The organism is Blastococcus sp. VKM Ac-2987 (genome assembly GCF_026967805.1).
Taxonomy (GTDB): Bacteria; Actinomycetota; Actinomycetes; order Mycobacteriales; family Geodermatophilaceae; genus Blastococcus.
Map to the genome: position 1 here is coordinate 840,750 of NZ_JAPVBG010000002.1, position 16,280 is coordinate 857,029.

At 73.6% G+C, this 16,280-nt stretch carries 17 protein-coding genes; 11 read left to right on the forward strand and 6 right to left on the reverse strand.

The annotated features are described in order from the left end of the window. Window positions 1-62 precede the first annotated feature (62 nt). Window positions 63-1,085 (forward strand): sodium:calcium antiporter, encoded by a 1,023-nt coding sequence (locus tag O2W17_RS13020; protein ID WP_269192840.1) that lies wholly within the window; start codon window positions 63-65, stop codon window positions 1,083-1,085. A 65-nt stretch (window positions 1,086-1,150) separates the two neighbouring features. Here the strand turns inward: O2W17_RS13020 and O2W17_RS13025 are convergent, their stop codons facing one another. Further along, entirely contained in the window at window positions 1,151-1,453 is a 303-nt protein-coding gene (locus O2W17_RS13025) for a hypothetical protein (protein WP_269192841.1), read from the reverse strand. Beyond that, the gene (locus tag O2W17_RS13030; protein ID WP_269192842.1) at window positions 1,446-2,348 is read right to left on the reverse strand and encodes a PspC domain-containing protein; all 903 of its coding nucleotides are present in this window, start codon (window positions 2,346-2,348) and stop codon (window positions 1,446-1,448) included. The genes O2W17_RS13025 and O2W17_RS13030 overlap by 8 nt, the downstream gene beginning before the upstream one ends. A gap of 179 nt (window positions 2,349-2,527) precedes the next feature. Between O2W17_RS13030 and O2W17_RS13035 the strand changes: the two genes are divergently transcribed. The 3 genes from O2W17_RS13035 to O2W17_RS13045 all read left to right on the forward strand — a co-directional run bounded on the left by O2W17_RS13035 (window position 2,528) and on the right by O2W17_RS13045 (window position 5,830). Then, window positions 2,528-3,730 (forward strand): ATP-binding protein, encoded by a 1,203-nt coding sequence (locus O2W17_RS13035; RefSeq protein ID WP_269192843.1) that lies wholly within the window; start codon window positions 2,528-2,530, stop codon window positions 3,728-3,730. Next, window positions 3,727-4,389, forward strand: a complete 663-nt coding sequence (locus tag O2W17_RS13040; RefSeq protein WP_269192844.1) for a response regulator — start codon at window positions 3,727-3,729, stop codon at window positions 4,387-4,389. Before O2W17_RS13035 ends, O2W17_RS13040 begins: the two co-directional genes overlap by 4 nt. A 97-nt stretch (window positions 4,390-4,486) precedes the next feature. Next, window positions 4,487-5,830 (forward strand): short-chain fatty acid transporter, encoded by a 1,344-nt coding sequence (locus O2W17_RS13045; protein ID WP_269192845.1) that lies wholly within the window; start codon window positions 4,487-4,489, stop codon window positions 5,828-5,830. 14 nt (window positions 5,831-5,844) lie between these two features. Here the strand turns inward: O2W17_RS13045 and O2W17_RS13050 are convergent, their stop codons facing one another. Next, window positions 5,845-6,579, reverse strand: a complete 735-nt coding sequence (locus O2W17_RS13050) for a PIG-L deacetylase family protein (RefSeq protein WP_269192846.1) — start codon at window positions 6,577-6,579, stop codon at window positions 5,845-5,847. A gap of 211 nt (window positions 6,580-6,790) precedes the next feature. Here O2W17_RS13050 and O2W17_RS13055 point away from each other — a divergent pair, with 211 nt between their 5' ends. Continuing rightward, window positions 6,791-7,084 carry a hypothetical protein gene (locus O2W17_RS13055; RefSeq protein WP_269192847.1) on the forward strand — a complete coding sequence of 98 codons (294 nt, stop codon included), beginning with the start codon at window positions 6,791-6,793 and terminating at the stop codon, window positions 7,082-7,084. 11 nt (window positions 7,085-7,095) lie between these two features. Here O2W17_RS13055 and O2W17_RS13060 read toward each other — a convergent pair whose 3' ends face one another. Then, window positions 7,096-7,389 carry a chorismate mutase gene (locus tag O2W17_RS13060; protein ID WP_269192848.1) on the reverse strand — a complete coding sequence of 98 codons (294 nt, stop codon included), beginning with the start codon at window positions 7,387-7,389 and terminating at the stop codon, window positions 7,096-7,098. A 330-nt stretch (window positions 7,390-7,719) separates the two neighbouring features. On the opposite strand from O2W17_RS13060, the gene pcrA reads away from it, so the two are divergent. Beyond that, window positions 7,720-10,017, forward strand: a complete 2,298-nt coding sequence (gene pcrA, locus O2W17_RS13065) for a DNA helicase PcrA (RefSeq protein WP_269192849.1) — start codon at window positions 7,720-7,722, stop codon at window positions 10,015-10,017. Between the two features lie 5 nt (window positions 10,018-10,022). Continuing rightward, window positions 10,023-10,316 (forward strand): hypothetical protein, encoded by a 294-nt coding sequence (locus O2W17_RS13070; RefSeq protein WP_269192850.1) that lies wholly within the window; start codon window positions 10,023-10,025, stop codon window positions 10,314-10,316. Window positions 10,317-10,330: 14 nt separating this feature from the next. Here the strand turns inward: O2W17_RS13070 and O2W17_RS13075 are convergent, their stop codons facing one another. Both O2W17_RS13075 and O2W17_RS13080 read right to left on the reverse strand, forming a co-directional pair. Further along, window positions 10,331-11,134 carry a M23 family metallopeptidase gene (locus tag O2W17_RS13075; protein WP_269192851.1) on the reverse strand — a complete coding sequence of 268 codons (804 nt, stop codon included), beginning with the start codon at window positions 11,132-11,134 and terminating at the stop codon, window positions 10,331-10,333. A 278-nt stretch (window positions 11,135-11,412) separates the two neighbouring features. Further along, window positions 11,413-12,306, reverse strand: a complete 894-nt coding sequence (locus tag O2W17_RS13080; RefSeq protein ID WP_269192852.1) for an esterase/lipase family protein — start codon at window positions 12,304-12,306, stop codon at window positions 11,413-11,415. Window positions 12,307-12,489: 183 nt separating this feature from the next. Between O2W17_RS13080 and O2W17_RS13085 the strand changes: the two genes are divergently transcribed. The 4 genes from O2W17_RS13085 (at window position 12,490) to sucD (ending at window position 16,174) form a co-directional block, all read left to right on the forward strand. Beyond that, complete coding sequence (locus tag O2W17_RS13085) at window positions 12,490-13,524, forward strand: hypothetical protein (protein ID WP_269192853.1); 1,035 nt, start codon at window positions 12,490-12,492, stop codon at window positions 13,522-13,524. 41 nt (window positions 13,525-13,565) lie between these two features. Continuing rightward, window positions 13,566-13,973 (forward strand): cobalamin B12-binding domain-containing protein, encoded by a 408-nt coding sequence (locus O2W17_RS13090; protein ID WP_269192854.1) that lies wholly within the window; start codon window positions 13,566-13,568, stop codon window positions 13,971-13,973. A gap of 127 nt (window positions 13,974-14,100) precedes the next feature. Beyond that, window positions 14,101-15,264, forward strand: a complete 1,164-nt coding sequence (gene sucC / locus O2W17_RS13095; RefSeq protein ID WP_269192855.1) for an ADP-forming succinate--CoA ligase subunit beta — start codon at window positions 14,101-14,103, stop codon at window positions 15,262-15,264. A 31-nt stretch (window positions 15,265-15,295) separates the two neighbouring features. Further along, on the forward strand, window positions 15,296-16,174 hold the full coding sequence (gene sucD, locus O2W17_RS13100) for a succinate--CoA ligase subunit alpha (RefSeq protein ID WP_269192856.1): 879 nt from the start codon (window positions 15,296-15,298) through the stop codon (window positions 16,172-16,174). The last annotated feature ends 106 nt before the right edge of the window (window positions 16,175-16,280 follow it).

Here is a 16,280-nt window from a genome sequence, read left to right on the forward strand (position 1 = left end):
TCCGGCCCGCCGCGTGCTGGGGTGTGAGACCGGACGGCGTCGAGGGTGAGCGGGGGGGAACGGTGACCACCTCGGCGTGGCCGTTCGTGCCGAGCGTGCTCGCCCTGGTCGGGATGGGCGTGGTCATCGTCCTGGCCGGGGTGCGGCTGACCCGCGTGGCCGACTCGCTGGCCGAGCGCACGGGCCTGGGCGACGCCCTCGGGGGTGCCCTGCTCCTGGGTGCGGTGACGTCACTGCCCGGCATCGTGACCACCGTGACCGGCTCCCTCGAGGGTGATCCGGGATTCGGGCTGGCCAACCCGGTCGGCGGTGTGGCCGTCCAGACGGTGTGGCTGGCCATCGCCGACCTGGTCTACCGCCGGGCCAACCTGGAGCACGCGGCCGCCTCGCTGGAGAACCTCCTGCAGGCCCTGATCCTGGTCGCGCTGCTGGCCGTCCCGGTCATCGCCTACGCCACGCCCGACCTCCGGCTCGGGTGGATCCACCCGATCACGCTGCTGATCCCGGTCGTGTACGGGTACGGCCTGTTCCTGCTCCGCCGCCTGCAGAAGTCACCGATGTGGGAACCCGTGCTCACGTCGGCGACCGAGAAGGAGGGCGACGGGCCGGAGGCCAGCCACGCCCGCATGAGCTCGCTCTGGCTGCAGCTGGCCGCCCTCGGCCTCGTCGTCGGGGTGGCCGGCTGGGTCATCGGTCAGGCCGGCCTCGGCGTCATCGCGACGACCGGGCTGCCGAGCACCCTGGTCGGGTTCACCTTCACCACGGCGATCACGTCGCTGCCCGAGCTCGTCGTGCTCGTGACCGCCGTGCGGATGGGCATCCCGACCCTCGGCGTCGGCAACATCATCGGTGGCAACACCTTCGACACCCTGATGATCGGCATGGCCGACGTCTTCTACCTGGAGGGCCCGGTCTACCGCGAGGCCGGCGACCCGAGCCTCGTCCTGCTCGGCGGCACCATGCTGATGACGGCCGTGCTCGCCGGCGGGCTGGTCGTGCGCGACCGCAAGGGCATCGGCTTCGAGGGCTTCGTCATCCCGCTCATCTACCTGTCCACGGTCGGGTTGATCTACGCGACGGGCTGACCCCTGCACGCCGCGAGGGCCCGGGAGCGACAGCTCCCGGGCCCTCGTGACGTCCGCCCCCCTGCTCAGCGCCCCCGGCGCCGGGCCTTCTTCAGCTCCGAGATCAGCATCGCCACCCCGCCGAAGAGGAGCAGGAACCAGACGATCCCGCCGTCCTCGAGCATGCCCAGGGGGAGGCTCAGGCCGGCCATCAGCACGACCGCCAGGCCGATGAAGGCCACCCCGAAGGCCAGGGCCGTCCGGTCGACCGTCCGCCGGGGCGGCGCGGGGGTGTCCTCGGTGGAGAGCGGCACCACGGTCTGCCAGTCCCTCAGCTGCTGCTCCTGCCAGGCGGTCGGCGTGGTGGGGAACTCGCTGTAGTCAGCCACGGGACACCTCCACGTCTCCTGCGCCCATCTCGATCGTGAGGACGAACTCGGCCTGGTCGTCGTCCGTCCACGCCGCCGAGCCGGTGCCCGGGACGAGCCGGCCGTCGTCGGCGCCGTCCTCGCCGAACACCCGGGCCTCGCCGATGCCCTGGTCCAGCCGGACGACGACGTCGGCCGACCGCGGCACGACGACGTTCAGGTCCCCGACGCCGTGCTCGATGGTGGTGCGGATCGGCTCGTCCACGTCCGAGAGGTCCACGCCGCTCAGGTCGACGGTCATCTCGCCGGCGCCGATCTCGTACTGCGAGCGGACGTCCGCCGCGGTGGCCGGCAGGTAGGTGCGCTCACCCACGCCGCCGGAGCGGGGCACGTCCACCGTCGACACGGCGAGCAGGGCCAGCGAGAGGACGACGCCCAGGGCGATGAGGCCACCCCGCGCGCTCCGGCCACCGGTGAAGGCGGAGACCACCAGGCCGATCCCGACGACCAGCAGCGCGCTGCCGAGGACGCCCTGGCCGCCGATGTCCCAGTCGGCGAAGTGGTTGATCATCGCCAGGAGCCCCAAGGTGATCAGCAGGGCGGCGACGGTGATGCGGGGGACCGGCGACCGGGGTGCCGCCGGCTGGGGCGCCACGGCCGTGCCCGGTGCGCCGGCGGCGGCGGGCGGACCGGACGGCATGAGCACCCACAGCAGCAGGTACACGATGACGCCGGTCCCGGCGGCGAGGGTGAGGGCGACGAAGCCCACCCGCCAGAGCAGGGCGTCGATGCCGGTGTACTCGGCCAGGCCGCCGTTGACACCACCGAGGATCTTGTCGGTGCGGCTGCGGCGCAGCGGGGGGCGGACCGGCTGCAGCCCCTCCGGCGGTGGCGGCGGCCAGGACGGCGGCTCCATGGGCGGCAGGGGAGGCGGCGGGGCGGGGGGCGGCGCGGAGGTCATGGCCCAGAGCCTGCCCACCGGCCGGCCCGGATTCCATCAGGGAACGCCCCCATCCGACCCTGGATCGGCCGGCCCTGCTCTTCCAGGGTGATCACCGGTGCCGTGGCACGGCCCGCGGTGCGACGATCGAGTACGTGACCACCACTGCGACCGGGGCGCCACCCGGCACGACGGCCGCGCGGCCGCCGCTGGTGCGCCCGCGATCGGGGCGGCTGGTGGCCGGCGTCGCCGCGGGAACGGCCGCGCACCTGCGCCAGGACCCGCTGATCGTCCGGGTCGCCTTCGTCGTCCTGGCCAGCTTCGGCATCGGCGTCGTCCTGTACGCGCTGCTGTGGCTGACCATGTCCGTGGCCGCCCCGGGCGAGGACCCGACGCCGGGGGCGGTGCGGCTGGAGCGCCCCACCGGCCGCCGCCAGCTGATCACCCTGGTCCTCCTCGGGATAGCCGCCGCCACGGTCTTCGGCCAGCTGGCGAGCCTCAGCAGCGACAGCCTGGCGCTCCCGCTGCTCGTGGTCGCCGTCGGCCTGGCCGTCATCTGGCGCCAGCTCGACACCGACCGCACGCTGAGCCTCCCCGGCGTCCGCTGGGCCCTGGCCGGGGGCGCCGCGCTGGCCGCGGGGGGCCTCATCCTGCTGCTGGCCACGACCGGCCAGCTGGCCAACGCGCGCAACGGCTTCGCCGCGACCCTGGTCATCCTCACCGGCGTGGTGCTGGCGACCGCACCCATCTGGCGCCGGCTCCTGGCCTCCCGTGCCGACGAGCGCTCGGCGCGCGTCCGTTCGGAGGAGCGCGCCGCCGTCGCCGCGCACCTGCACGACTCCGTGCTGCAGACCCTCGCCCTCATCCAGCGGCACGCCGAGGACGCGCAGGCGGTCAGCCGGCTGGCCCGCAGCCAGGAGCGGGAGCTGCGCGCCTGGCTGTACGACCCGAAGGTGGTCCGCGAGGGCGGCACCTGGGCCGGCCTGGTGGCGCAGATGGTGGCCGACGTGGAGGCCGACCACGCCTTCCTGGTGGAGCCGGTCGTGGTCGGTGACGCCCCGGTGGACGAGGACCTCGCCGACCTCGGTGCGGCCACCCGGGAGGCGCTGGTCAACGCGGCGAAGCACTCGGGCGCCGCGGCGGCCGACCTGTACACCGAGGTCGCGCCCGAGCGGGTGTCGGTCTACGTCCGCGACCGGGGCAAGGGGTTCGACCCGTCCGAGGTCTCCGACGACCGCCGCGGCCTGCGCGACTCCGTCAGCGGCCGGCTGGCGCGGTTGGGCGGCACGGCCGTCGTCCGGTCCGCGCACGGTGAGGGAACCGAGGTGGAGCTGGTGCTCCCGAGAGGAGCGACATGACCGCCCCCCGCGTCTTCGTGGTCGACGACCACGCGATGGTGCGCGCCGGCGTGCGCGCCGAGCTGGGCAGCGACGTGACGTTCGTCGGGGAGGGCGCCGACGTGCCGTCCGCCGTCGAGGGCATCCGGGCCACCCGTCCGGACGTCGTCCTGCTGGACGTGCACATGCCCGGCGGCGGCGGCCGGACGGTGCTGGAGACGCTGCGCACCGAGCTGCCCGACGTGAAGTGGCTGGCGCTGTCGGTGTCCGACGCCGCCGAGGACGTCATCGCCGTGATCAGGGCCGGCGCGCGCGGCTACGTCACCAAGACCATCTCCGGGGCGGACCTGCTCGACGCGGTGCGCCGGGTGGCCGACGGCGACGTCGTCTTCAGCCCCCGGCTGGCCGGGTTCGTGCTGGACGCGTTCTCCGCCGGCGGGGCGGCGGCCCCGGAGCCGGAGGAGGAGGAGGCAACCGACCCGGGGCTGGACCTGCTCAGCGCGCGCGAGCGCGAGGTGATGCAGCTGCTCGCCCGCGGCTACACCTACCGGGAGATCGGCTCCCGGCTGTTCATCTCGGTGAAGACGGTCGAGTCCCACGCGTCCAACGTGCTGCGCAAGCTGCAGCTGTCCAACCGCAACGAGCTCACCCGCTGGGCGGCGACCAACCGGCTGCTCTGACCGCGGACGAATGGCTGGTTCCGCGCACCTCCGATAAGCATGTGGCCGAGACCACGGCAGGTCTGCCCGAGCAGGCCCGGAGGAGAGGAAGGGCGGCATGCTGCGCACCCTGTCGCGCCCGCTGGTGGCCGGCGTCGAGCGGTACCTGCCCGGGGCGTTCGTCTTCGCGGTCGTCCTGACCGTCGTCGTCGCGGTCCTCGCGCTGATCTTCGGTGACATCGGGCCCGCCGAGCTGACCCGGGCCTGGGGCGACGGCCTGTCCGGGCTGCTGGCCTTCATGACGCAGGTGGCCCTCGTGCTCCTGCTCGGCTACACCCTGGCGCTCACCCGACCGGTGAAGGCCGGCCTGACCCGCATCGCCGACGTCCCCAAGAGCCCCCGGGCGGCCTACGCCTTCGTCGCCCTGGTGTCGGCCGTCGCCTCGCTGATCAGCTTCGGGCTCGGGTTGGTCGTCGGGGGCGTCATCGCCCTCGAGGTCGGCCGGGCCGCCCGCCGGCGCGGCACCCGGCTGCACTACCCCCTGCTGGTAGCCAGCGCCTACTCCGGCTTCGCCGTCTGGCACATGGGCTACAGCGCCACCGGCCCGCTGGCCGCGGCGACCCCCGGCAGCTTCGTCGAGGAGGCGATCGGCCGCACCATCCCGATCAGCGAGACCGTCTACTCGCCGTGGAACCTCATCGCGATCGTCGTCGCCGTCGCCGCGATCGTCGGCACGGTGGTGCTGCTGGCGCCCAAGGGCACGGACCGGATCGTCGAGCTGCCCGAGCGGATGGGGACGGAGGAGCCCGAGGTCACGCTCAGGACCCCGGGCACCCCCGCCGAGCGCATGGAGGCCTCGCGGCTGGTCACCCTCGTCCCCGGCGTCGCCCTGCTGGTCTACCTCGGCGTCTACTTCGCCCAGGAGGGCTTCAACCTCACCCTGGACATCGTCAACTGGTCCTTCCTCGCCGCGATCCTGCTGCTCGTCCGCAGCCCGGCCGAGCTGGCCGAGCTCGTCGGCGGGGCGGTGCGGACGGTCGGGGAGGTGCTGCTCCAGTACCCGCTCTACGCCGGGATCATCGGGATGATGACCGCGTCCGGGCTGGCGGCGCAGCTGAGCGGGTGGTTCTCCGACATCGCCAACCCCGGGACCCTGGGCCTGTTCGCCTTCCTCTCCGCGGGCCTGCTCAACCTGTTCGTGCCCAGCGGCGGCGGCCAGTTCGCCGTCCAGGCGCCGATCTTCCTGGACGCCGCGGACTCCCTCGGCGTCGATCCCGCCGTCATCACGATGGCGATCGCCTACGGCGACCAGTGGACGAACATGATCCAGCCGTTCTGGGCGCTGCCGCTGCTCGCCGTCGCCGGCCTCGGGGTCCGGGACATCTTCGGGTTCACCGCGATCACCTGCCTGATCACCGGCATCGTGTTCGCCGGCACGCTGCTCGTCCTCGGCGGCGGGTGAGCGGAGCCGCCGGCTCAGGCGGTGTGCACGACGTGGAAGGCCTCGGCCAGGCGGCCCGCCGGCAGGCCGAGCCGCCGCGCGGTCTGGCTCATCCAGCCCGTCACGAACTGCTCCAGATCAGGGTCGTGGCCGACCTGGGTCACGTGGCTCCGCAGGGCGGCGAACTTGCGGTCCACCACGTCGGTGACGTCGACGGCGTGGTCGGCCCGCGGGCTGGCACCGAGCCAGACCTCCGCCACGGTCCAGGCCTCCAGCCCCTCGTCGGACAGCAGCTCGGGGAAGGCGAACGGGTTGCGCGCGTCCGGGTACACCGCCCGCAGCGTCGACTCGCCCACGGTCATGTGGTCGGGGTGGCTCGCACCGATCCGCTCCCAGAACCGCTCCGGCGACGTGGTGAGCACCCGTTGCGGCCGCACCTGGCGGATCACCCGGCTGATGTCCCGGCGCAGCTCGAGGGTCAGCTCCAGCCGCCCGTCCGGATAGCCGAGGAACCGGACGTCGGTCACGCCCACGGTGGCCGCGGCCGCCCGCTGCTCGGCCTGCCGCAGCGGCCCCATCTCGTGCCGGGGGGTGTCGTCGAAGCCGCCGGCGTCGCCGTCGGTGACGATCAGGTAGGTGACCTCCGTGCCGGCGTCGGTCCAGGTGGCCACCGTCCCGGCGCTGCCGAAGTCGACGTCGTCGGGGTGGGCCAGGACGCACAGCGCCCGCTCGACGTGGTCGGCCGGGCGCTGCGGCTGGGGAAAGGTCACGCGGCCGAGCCTAGGGTCCCGGCGGCGGGGCCCCGATCCCCGCTCCGCGAGCGCGACGAGCGGCGAGCGCGGCGGGTCGAGCGGGATGCGGGCCATGGTCGGTTCCGCTCGTCGGGTGCGGGGTTCGCACCCATGGAGACGGAACAGCCACCCCGGACGTGACGGAGAGGGCGGTGGCCGGGGCACGGCGGAGGTCGCGCAGACTCGACCCGTGCCCGAGTACACCCTCTCCCTAGCGCTCCGCTCCTCGGCCCCGCTGGACGACGACGCCGTCGACGCCGTCCGCGCGGTGCTCCGTCCCGACGACGCCGGGCTGCGGCTGTGGCGCGAGCCGGACCGGGCGGTGCTGCGGGCGACCACCGAGTGCACGGCCGAGGACCTCCGGGCGGCGCTGGAGCTGGGCCGCGACCTGGCCGACGAGGCGGTGGCCGTCTGCCCCGGCCGGGTGTTCGAGGTGGCCGCGATGGACGACGAGGACTCGCTGGTCTGGCGCGCCGGTCCCTGACGAGTCGGGCGTCAGAGGTGGCCGCGGCCCTGGCGCAGCAGCATCATGCCGAGCGCGGCGCCGTCGGGGCCGAGCTCGGTGCGGAAGCGGGACAGCACCTGCTGCTCGCGGGAGAGCGACAGCCGCGTGCCGCCGGACGCGGCGCGCAGCGCGCCGATCTCCTGGGAGACCTCCAGGCGGCGGCGGACCAGCTCGATGATCTCGGCGTCGCAGGCGTCGATGACGCCGCGGAGCTCGCCGATCCGCTCGGTGGGGTCCTCGGGGGCCGTCGGGCCGGCGGCGGGGGGTGCGGTGAGGGTGGTCATCGGATGTCCTCGGTGTTCGTGGACCCGGGACCCGAGAACGAGGAACGCCCCGGGCTTCTCGGGCCCGGGGCGTCTGTTGCGGCGTGTTGCTCAGCCAGCGGTGACGGACACCGGATCCCGGTGGCCGTAGAAAAAGCTGACCGTGGCGAGCACGGAGCCGAGTCTGCCACGCCCGCGCCGCACGGCGCCAGCCGGAACTCCCCCGACGCGGAGGGCGGCTGGTCCCGTGGCCGCCGGGACAGTCACCCGTCCGGCTTACAGTGACGGGGCGATGAACCGACCTCACGAAGACGCTCCGCCGGCGCTCCCCCTCCTCGCGGGCGCCCCGGCATGAGCAGCGTCCAGCAGTCCCTGCCCGGCACCGCCGCCCTGCAGCGCAACGCACCCGGCTCGGTCGGCCGCGAGCTGGACCGGATGCTCGCCGGCCTCAACGGGCCGCAGCGCGACGCCGTCGTGCACGAGGGCAGCCCGCTGCTCATCGTCGCCGGGGCCGGGTCGGGCAAGACCCGGGTCCTCACGCACCGGATCGCCTACCTGCTCGGCGCCCGCGGGGTGCAGCCGGGGGAGATCCTGGCGATCACCTTCACCAACAAGGCCGCCGGCGAGATGAAGGACCGGGTGGCGGCGCTGGTCGGGCCGCGCGCGCGGTCGATGTGGGTGTCGACCTTCCACTCGATGTGCGTGCGCATCCTGCGCGCCGAGGCCGCCAAGCTGGGCATGAAGTCGTCGTTCACGATCTACGACCAGGGCGACTCGATCCGGCTGATGACGATGGTCGCCCGCGACCTCGACCTCGACGCCAAGCGCTATCCCGGGCGGAGCCTGTCCAACCAGGTGTCCAACCTGAAGAACGAGCTCGTCGACGAGGAGTCGTTCAGCCCCCAGACGGCACCGGAGAAGGTGCTCAAGGAGGCGTACACGCTCTACCAGCGGCGGCTGCGCGAGGCGCACGCCATGGACTTCGACGACCTGATCATGACCACGGTCCACCTGCTGCAGGCCTTTCCCGACGTGGCCGAGCACTACCGCCGCCGCTTCCGGCACGTGCTGGTCGACGAGTACCAGGACACCAACCACGCCCAGTACATGCTGGTCCGCGAGCTGACCGGCACCGGGGCGGGCCCGGTGCCGCAGGCGGAGCTGTGCGTCGTCGGTGACGCCGATCAGTCGATCTACGCGTTCCGCGGCGCGACGATCCGCAACATCGACGAGTTCGAGCGCGACTACCCGCAGGCGACCACGATCCTGCTGGAGCAGAACTACCGCTCCACCCAGCGGATCCTGAAGGCCGCGAACCAGGTCATCTCGAAGAACACCGGCCGCCGGCCGAAGAGCCTCTGGACCGACTCGGGCGACGGCGAGCTGATCGAGGGCTACGTCGCCGACAACGAGCACGACGAGGCCGCCTGGGTCGCCGAGCAGATCGACGCCCTGGTCGACGAGGGCGCGGTGCAGCCGAAGGACATCGCGGTCTTCTACCGGACGAACAACGCCTCCCGCGTGTTCGAAGAGGTCTTCATCCGCGTCGGCATGCCCTACAAGGTCGTCGGCGGGGTGCGGTTCTACGAGCGCAAGGAGGTCCGCGACGCGCTGGCCTACCTGAAGCTGGTGGCCAACCCGGCCGACGTGGTGAGCCTGCGCCGGATCATCAACGTGCCCAAGCGGGGGATAGGCGACAAGGCCGAGTCCTGCGTGGAGTCCTTCGCCGACCGGGAGCGGATCGCGTTCGGCACGGCGCTGCGGCGCTGCGCCGAGGTGCCCGACCTGGCCACCCGCTCGCTCAAGGCGCTGCAGGAGTTCGTCGCACTGCTCGAGGAGTTCGAGCGGCTGGTCGAGACCGGGTCGGGCCCCGCGGCGCTGCTGGAGAGCATCCTCGACCGCACCGGCTACCTCGCCGAGCTGCAGGCGAGCACCGATCCGCAGGACGAGGGTCGGGTCGACAACCTCAACGAGCTGATCTCGGTGGCCGCCGAGTTCGAGGCGGCGAACCCCGGCGGTTCGGTCACCGACTTCCTGGAGCAGGTGTCGCTGGTGGCCGACGCCGACCAGATCCCCGTCTCCGGTGACGACGCCGGCGTGGTCACGCTGATGACCCTGCACACCGCCAAGGGCCTGGAGTTCCCGGTCGTCTTCCTGACCGGCCTGGAGGACGGCGTCTTCCCGCACCTGCGGGCGCTGGGCGACCCGCGCGAGCTGGAGGAGGAGCGCCGGCTGGCCTACGTCGGCATCACGCGGGCGCGCCAGCGGCTCTTCATCTCCCGGGCCACGGTGCGCACCAGCTGGGGGCAGCCGGCGTACAACCCGCCGTCGCGGTTCCTCGACGAGATCCCGGCCGACACCATCCACTGGGAGCGGACCGACCCGGTGCCCGCCCCGTCGACCGGCTACCGGTCGGCGCAGACGAGGGTGGCGGCGACGGGGCTGTCCACCGGCGGCCTGCGCGGGGGCGCCGGCAACCGGCAGGTGATCTCGGTCCAGGTGGGGGACCGGGTCAGCCACGACGCGTTCGGTCTCGGCACGGTGGTGGAGGTGACCGGTGTCGCCGACAAGGCGCAGGCCACGGTCGACTTCGGCTCCGGCGGCACCAAGCGCCTCGTCCTCCGCTACGCCCCCCTCGTGAAGCTCTGAGCCCCATGTCCGGCAGGCAGCGGACGACCGTGGTGGCGATCGTCGACGTGCCGCCCGAGGCGACGGCCGCGTTCCAGCGGTACGAGAGCCTGGTGCTGCCGCTGCTCGGCCGGTACGGGGGGCGGCTCGAGCGCCGGTTGCGGAACCCGGACGGGAGCACGGAGGTGCACGTCCTGTCCTTCCCGGCGGACGGTGACTACCGGCGGTACCTGTCGGACCCGGAGCGGGGAACCCACCGCGCGTTGCTCAGCGAGGTGCCCGTGACCCAGCGCGTGGTGGAGTCGCTGACCGACGTCTGATCCGCCGGGGCGGGTCAGACAGCGACGCCGCGCTCGCCCAGCCAGGCCCGCGGGTCGATCGGCCGGCCGTTCATGCCGCCGCGGTGGATCTCGTAGTGCAGGTGGGGGCCGGTGGACTGGCCCTCGTTGCCGATCTTCGCGATCTGGTCGCCCGCGGTGACGATGTCGCCGGCGGAGACGTCGTAGTAGCGCATGTGCCCGTAGATGTGCACGTTGCCGTCGGCGTCCTGGATGTAGACGGCGTTGCCGTAGCCGGAGGCCCGGCCGGCCCGGACGACGACGCCGTCGGTGGCGGCGAGGATCGGCGTGCCCAGCGGGCCTGCGATGTCCAGTCCGTAGTGCATGGTGCCCCAGCGCCGGCAGAAGCAGGTGGTGAGCGTGCCCTGGGTCGGGGCGACGGTCTTGGGCTGGCGGGCGGCGCGCGAGGCGGCCAGCTCGCTGAGCCGGGCCTGCGCCTCGGCCTCGGTGATGCCCCGGCGCGCGTCGGCTCCCTCGAGGCCACCGGCGAAGCTGACGTCGGTGCTCACGCCGAGGCCGTAGTCCGAGGCGCTGGTGGAGACGTCCGCCGGGGAGCTGGTCATGGCCGGGACGCCGGCGAGCACGGCGCCGGCGACGAGCGCGGCGAGCCAGAGGGGGGCCCGGCGGCCCGGGGGGTGCGGCAGGCGGCGGCGGACCGCGGGCCGGGTGGGAGCGGGGTCGGTGGGGGTGGCGAAGGGGGCGGTCGCGGGCGCCTGGCTCTCGGGGGCGGTCCGGGGCCGGGGCACGGAGGCGAGCCGCGCAGCCTGCTTCTCGAGCACCGGTGCACTGCTGCGAGACACGGCGAACCTTCCCGGACGACCGGCCCGGCGAGCGCCGGGAGGCGTCCGTCGGGGGAGCGACGACGGCGAGGACGTCGCCGGAGCGGCGTCCGCCGGGGGACCCGGCGCCGTGATCGAACCGTAACGATGCGTGAGGACCCGACCAAGCACCGAACGCTGCGTGTCGCGATGGGTGCAAATCGTGAAGACGCCGAGTCGACCCGGCCGGTCCGCGCCCCGTGCCGGGAGCGCGGGTGACGGCGCCCGCGACCGCCGCTAGCGGGGATCCGGGCGGTGCCTCAGGCGACGGCGGCGACGTGCTGGTGCGGCGCCTCGGCGTCGCGGACCCCGGCCAGCGTGGCCGCGACCTCGTCGAGCACTCCCCGGTGGATGGGCAGCGACATGTGCCCCACCCCACGCACGAGGACGTTGCGGGTGTCGAGGTCGGGGTGGTCGCAGCGCCCGGAGTGCGTGGGCAGCACCATCTGGTCCAGGTCGCTGTAGACGGCGGTCACCCGGGTCCGGCAGTCCGGCGCGGGGCCCTCCAGCTCCTGCAGCACCGGCGAGCCGGGGCGGAGCTGGCGCACCAGCGGTGTGGGCAGCACGTGCGCCAGGATCGAGCCCCGGTGCGGGGTGCCCAGGGTCACCAGCGTGTCGATCCGCCGGTCACCGCCCTGCCGCTGCACGTGGTAGCGCGCGATCAGCCCGCCGAGGCTGTGGCCGACGACGTGCACCCGGTCGTGGCCGGTCTGCTCGCAGATCCGCTCGATGTGCCGGCCGAGGTCGGCGGCGCCCTGGGCGATGTCCGGGAGGAACGGGCTGTAGTTCCAGGAGCACACGTGCGCGAAGCCGCGCCGGCGCAGGCTGCGGCGCATGACGGCGAAGACCGAGCGGTTGTCGACCAGCCCGTGGACGAGCAGCACGGGGATGCGGGCGGCCAGCGGATCGGCGGCGAAGAGGGCGCGCACCGCGGCCGGCTGGTCGCCGTTGCGCGTGCGGGGATCCGGGCGCAGCTGCTCCATCCGGGTGCCCAGCGGGTACATGAGGACGTGCGCGCCGACCCAGGCCAGCTCGGTGAGACCGCCGGCCAGCGTGGTGGGTGAACAGAGCGCGCGCAGGCCACGTGGCGTGACCTCGGCGTCGGCCCCGGTGTGCCACCCTGGTCCGGAGCCCAGGTCGCTCGATGGGCGCATGGCTGCCCTCCCCGTTGGAGCCGCCGGCGGAGTTCGGCTCCAGCCGTTCCCGCCGACGGCGGTGCACCGTTGTGTGCTCCGTTCACCCGACGGTAATGCCGCGGTGTGGCGGTCGTCACATGAACGTCACCGATCCGGCGCCGATCGAGTCCTGTTCGTGACCACGCAGCCGAAGGGGGAGCCGTGTCCACCCGCGACGACCGCACCCGGACCGACCGCACCCGGACCGACCGCACCGGGGCGACCGCCCGCCGGGCCGACCGGAGCGTGACCGCGCCCCCGTCGCCGGAGGCGCAGGGGGACCGCCTGGTGGTCGGCACCGTCCCCCCGGCGGTCCGCGTCTGCGGTGCCCTGCTGGTGCTGGCCGGCCTCGTCGGCGCCGTCGCCGCACTGCCCACGTACCTGGTGGTCGGCGGCGAGCAGCTGCGCCACGTCCGCGGGGTCGGCGACGCCCTGGTCGCGTTCCTGGTCCCGGCCGTGCACGTGGCGGTCGGCGGAACCCTCCTGCGCCGCGCGGTGCCCAAGTTCGGCCTCGCCTACGCCGCCGTCGCCGGCGCGCTGGCGGTGGGCGAGCTGCTGATCGAGATCTACCGGGGCAGCAGCTCCACCGCGCGCCCCGGGATCGAGGTGCTGGCGGGGGAGCGGGTGCTGACCAGCAGCGTCCAGCTGGGCGCCGGCTGGGTCCTGGGCGTCGTCGCGCTGGTCCTGACGGTGCTGGCCGGCGTAGTCGCCAGGTCGGCCTGGGGGCGGACCGTGATGGAGGACCGCGGCGCGCTGGACCCGATCCGCTCGCTGCTGGCCGGGGCGGCGGTGCTGCTGGCGGTCGCCGCCGTCCTCTGCCTCACCATCCCGGCCGCCGACGTGCCCGACCAGCTGCGGACCGACCCGGCGACCGGCCTGGAGGTCGTGGTGACCCGCGAGGGGCCGCAGGCGCTGCTCGAACGCCCCGGCCTGGCCCTGCTCGGCGGCCTGCTGCTGGCCGGGACGCTGCTGCTGTGCTCGGTCGTCGCGCCGTCGCTGCGCCCGCGGCTGGGCGCGGTCGGCGGGCTGCTCGCCGTCGCCGTCACCGTGCTCGGCGCGGGGCTCGGCGGCCTGCGGGACGCGATCGCGTCGGACGAGCTGGTCTGGACGGTCCCCGGCGCGGGGCTGGTCGTCGTCGGGCTGGCGATGCTGGCCCTGACCTACGTCGCGTGGCGGGCCCGGCGACAGGAGACGTGACCGGCACCACGTCCCTGGGCGGTAGCTCCTAAGCTGCCCCCGTGGACGAACGCATCCGGGTGGTCATCGCGAAACCGGGACTGGACGGGCACGACCGCGGCGCCAAGGTGGTCGCGCGGGCGCTGCGCGACGCCGGGATGGAGGTCGTCTACACGGGCCTGCACCAGACGCCGGAGCAGATCGTGGAGACGGTCGTGCAGGAGGACGCCGACGCGGTGGGTCTGTCCGTGCTCTCCGGGGCGCACATGACCCTCTTCGCCCGGCTCACCGAGCTGCTGCGCGAGCGCGGGGTCGACGACGTCGTGGTCTTCGGCGGCGGGATCATCCCCGAGGAGGACGTGCCCGAACTCGAGCGGCTCGGCGTCACGGGCATCTTCACCCCCGGCGCCACCACGACGGACATCGTCGACTGGGTGCGCACCCACGTGGGCGAGCCCGCCGGCGCCTGAGCTGGGCGGCAGGGCCGGATCCCTGCTGCGAACGGGTGAGCCGGCGTGTGATGCGGCCCACGCCCGAGCCGTCCCACCCGCGCCCCGGGGCAGCGGGCCGGTGACGAGCGGGCTACGGTGCCTTTTCGTGGATCTCTTCGAGTACCAGGCCCGTGACCTGTTGGCCTCGCACGGCGTCCCCGTGCTCCCCGGCGGCGTCGCCGAGACACCCGAGCAGGCGGAGGCGATCGCCCGCGAGATCGGGCAGACCGTCGTCGTCAAGGCGCAGGTGAAGACCGGCGGCCGCGGCAAGGCCGGCGGCGTCAAGCTCGCCGACAACGCCGAGGACGCGAAGGCGCGCGCCCAGGACATCCTCGGCCTGGACATCAAGGGCCACATCACGCACCGCGTGATGGTCGCCCAGGCCAGCGACATCGCCGAGGAGTACTACTTCTCGTACCTGCTCGACCGCTCCAACCGCACCTTCCTGGCCATGGCCAGCGTCGAGGGCGGCGTGGAGATCGAGCAGCTCGCCGTCGAGCGCCCCGAGGCCCTGGCCCGCATCCCGATCGACGCCAGCAAGGGCGTCGACACCGCCAAGGCCGCCGAGATCGTGGACGCCGCCGGGTTCGCCGCCGAGGTGCGCGACCAGGTCATCGCGATCGCCGTCCAGCTGTGGGACGTCTTCAGCAAGGAGGACGCCACCCTCGTCGAGGTGAACCCGCTGGCCAAGGCCCCCGACGGCACCGTCCTCGCGCTGGACGCCAAGGTCACCCTCGACGAGAACGCCGGCTTCCGGCACGCCGAGCACGCCGCGCTCGAGGACGCCGCCGCCGCCGACCCGCTCGAGGCCGCGGCGAAGGAGAAGGACCTCAACTACGTCAAGCTCGAGGGCGAGGTCGGGATCATCGGCAACGGTGCCGGCCTGGTCATGAGCACCCTCGACGTCGTCGCCTACGCCGGCGAGGACTTCGGCGGCGTCAAGCCGGCCAACTTCCTCGACATCGGTGGCGGCGCTTCGGCCGAGGTCATGGCCAACGGCCTGGGGATCATCCTCTCCGACCCCGCCGTGAAGAGCGTGTTCGTCAACGTCTTCGGCGGGATCACCGCCTGCGACGCCGTCGCCAACGGCATCGTCGCCGCCCTGCAGCAGCTGGGCGACCAGGCCACCAAGCCGCTGGTGGTCCGCCTCGACGGCAACAACGTGGAGGAGGGCCGGCGGATCCTCGCCGACGCCAACCACCCGCTGGTCTCCCTCGAGGACACGATGGACGGCGCCGCGCGCCGGGCCGCCGAGCTCGCCGCCGCCTGATCGCCCCGACTCCGGACAGGACACCACTCAGATGTCGATCTTCCTCAACGAGAACAGCAAGGTCATCGTCCAGGGCATGACCGGCTCGGAGGGCATGAAGCACACGCAGCGCATGCTCGCCTCCGGCACCGCCATCGTCGGCGGCGTCAACCCGCGCAAGGCCGGCACCAGCGTCGACTTCGACGGCACCAGCGTCCCGGTCTTCGGCGGCGTCGCCGAGGCCATGAAGGAGACCGGCGCCGACGTCAGCGTCATCTTCGTGCCGCCGCCGTTCGCCAAGGCCGCCGTGATCGAGGCCGTCGACGCCCAGATCGGGCTCGCCGTCGTCATCACCGAGGGCATCCCGGTGCACGACTCGACGTTCTTCTGGGCGCACGCCCAGGGTGGGGCCACCCGCATCATCGGGCCGAACTGCCCCGGCCTGATCAGCCCCGGGCGCAGCAACGCCGGCATCATCCCGGCCAACATCACCAAGCAGGGCAAGATCGGCCTGGTGTCGAAGTCGGGCACGCTGACGTACCAGATGATGTACGAGCTGCGGGACATCGGTTTCTCCACCGCGATCGGCATCGGCGGGGACCCGGTCATCGGCACCACGCACATCGACGCCCTCCAGGCCTTCCAGGACGACCCGGAGACCGAGGCCATCGTGATGATCGGTGAGATCGGTGGCGACGCCGAGGAGCGGGCCGCGGACTTCGTCAAGGCCAACGTGACCAAGCCGGTCGTCGGCTACGTCGCGGGCTTCACCGCCCCCGAGGGCAAGACGATGGGCCACGCGGGCGCCATCGTCTCCGGCTCCGCCGGCACCGCCCAGGCGAAGAAGGAGGCCCTCGAGGCCGCCGGTGTCCGCGTGGGCAAGACCCCCTCGGAGACCGCGCAGCTCATGCGGGAGATCGTCGGCTCCTGATCGCCGGCCCCCTGCCGGTGGGCCGTCCACGTCACCTGCCCGGCGACCGCCTCGCGCGGTCGCCGGGCAGTGCCGTTCCCGGGCGGCGCGCCGCCGGGGGACCCAC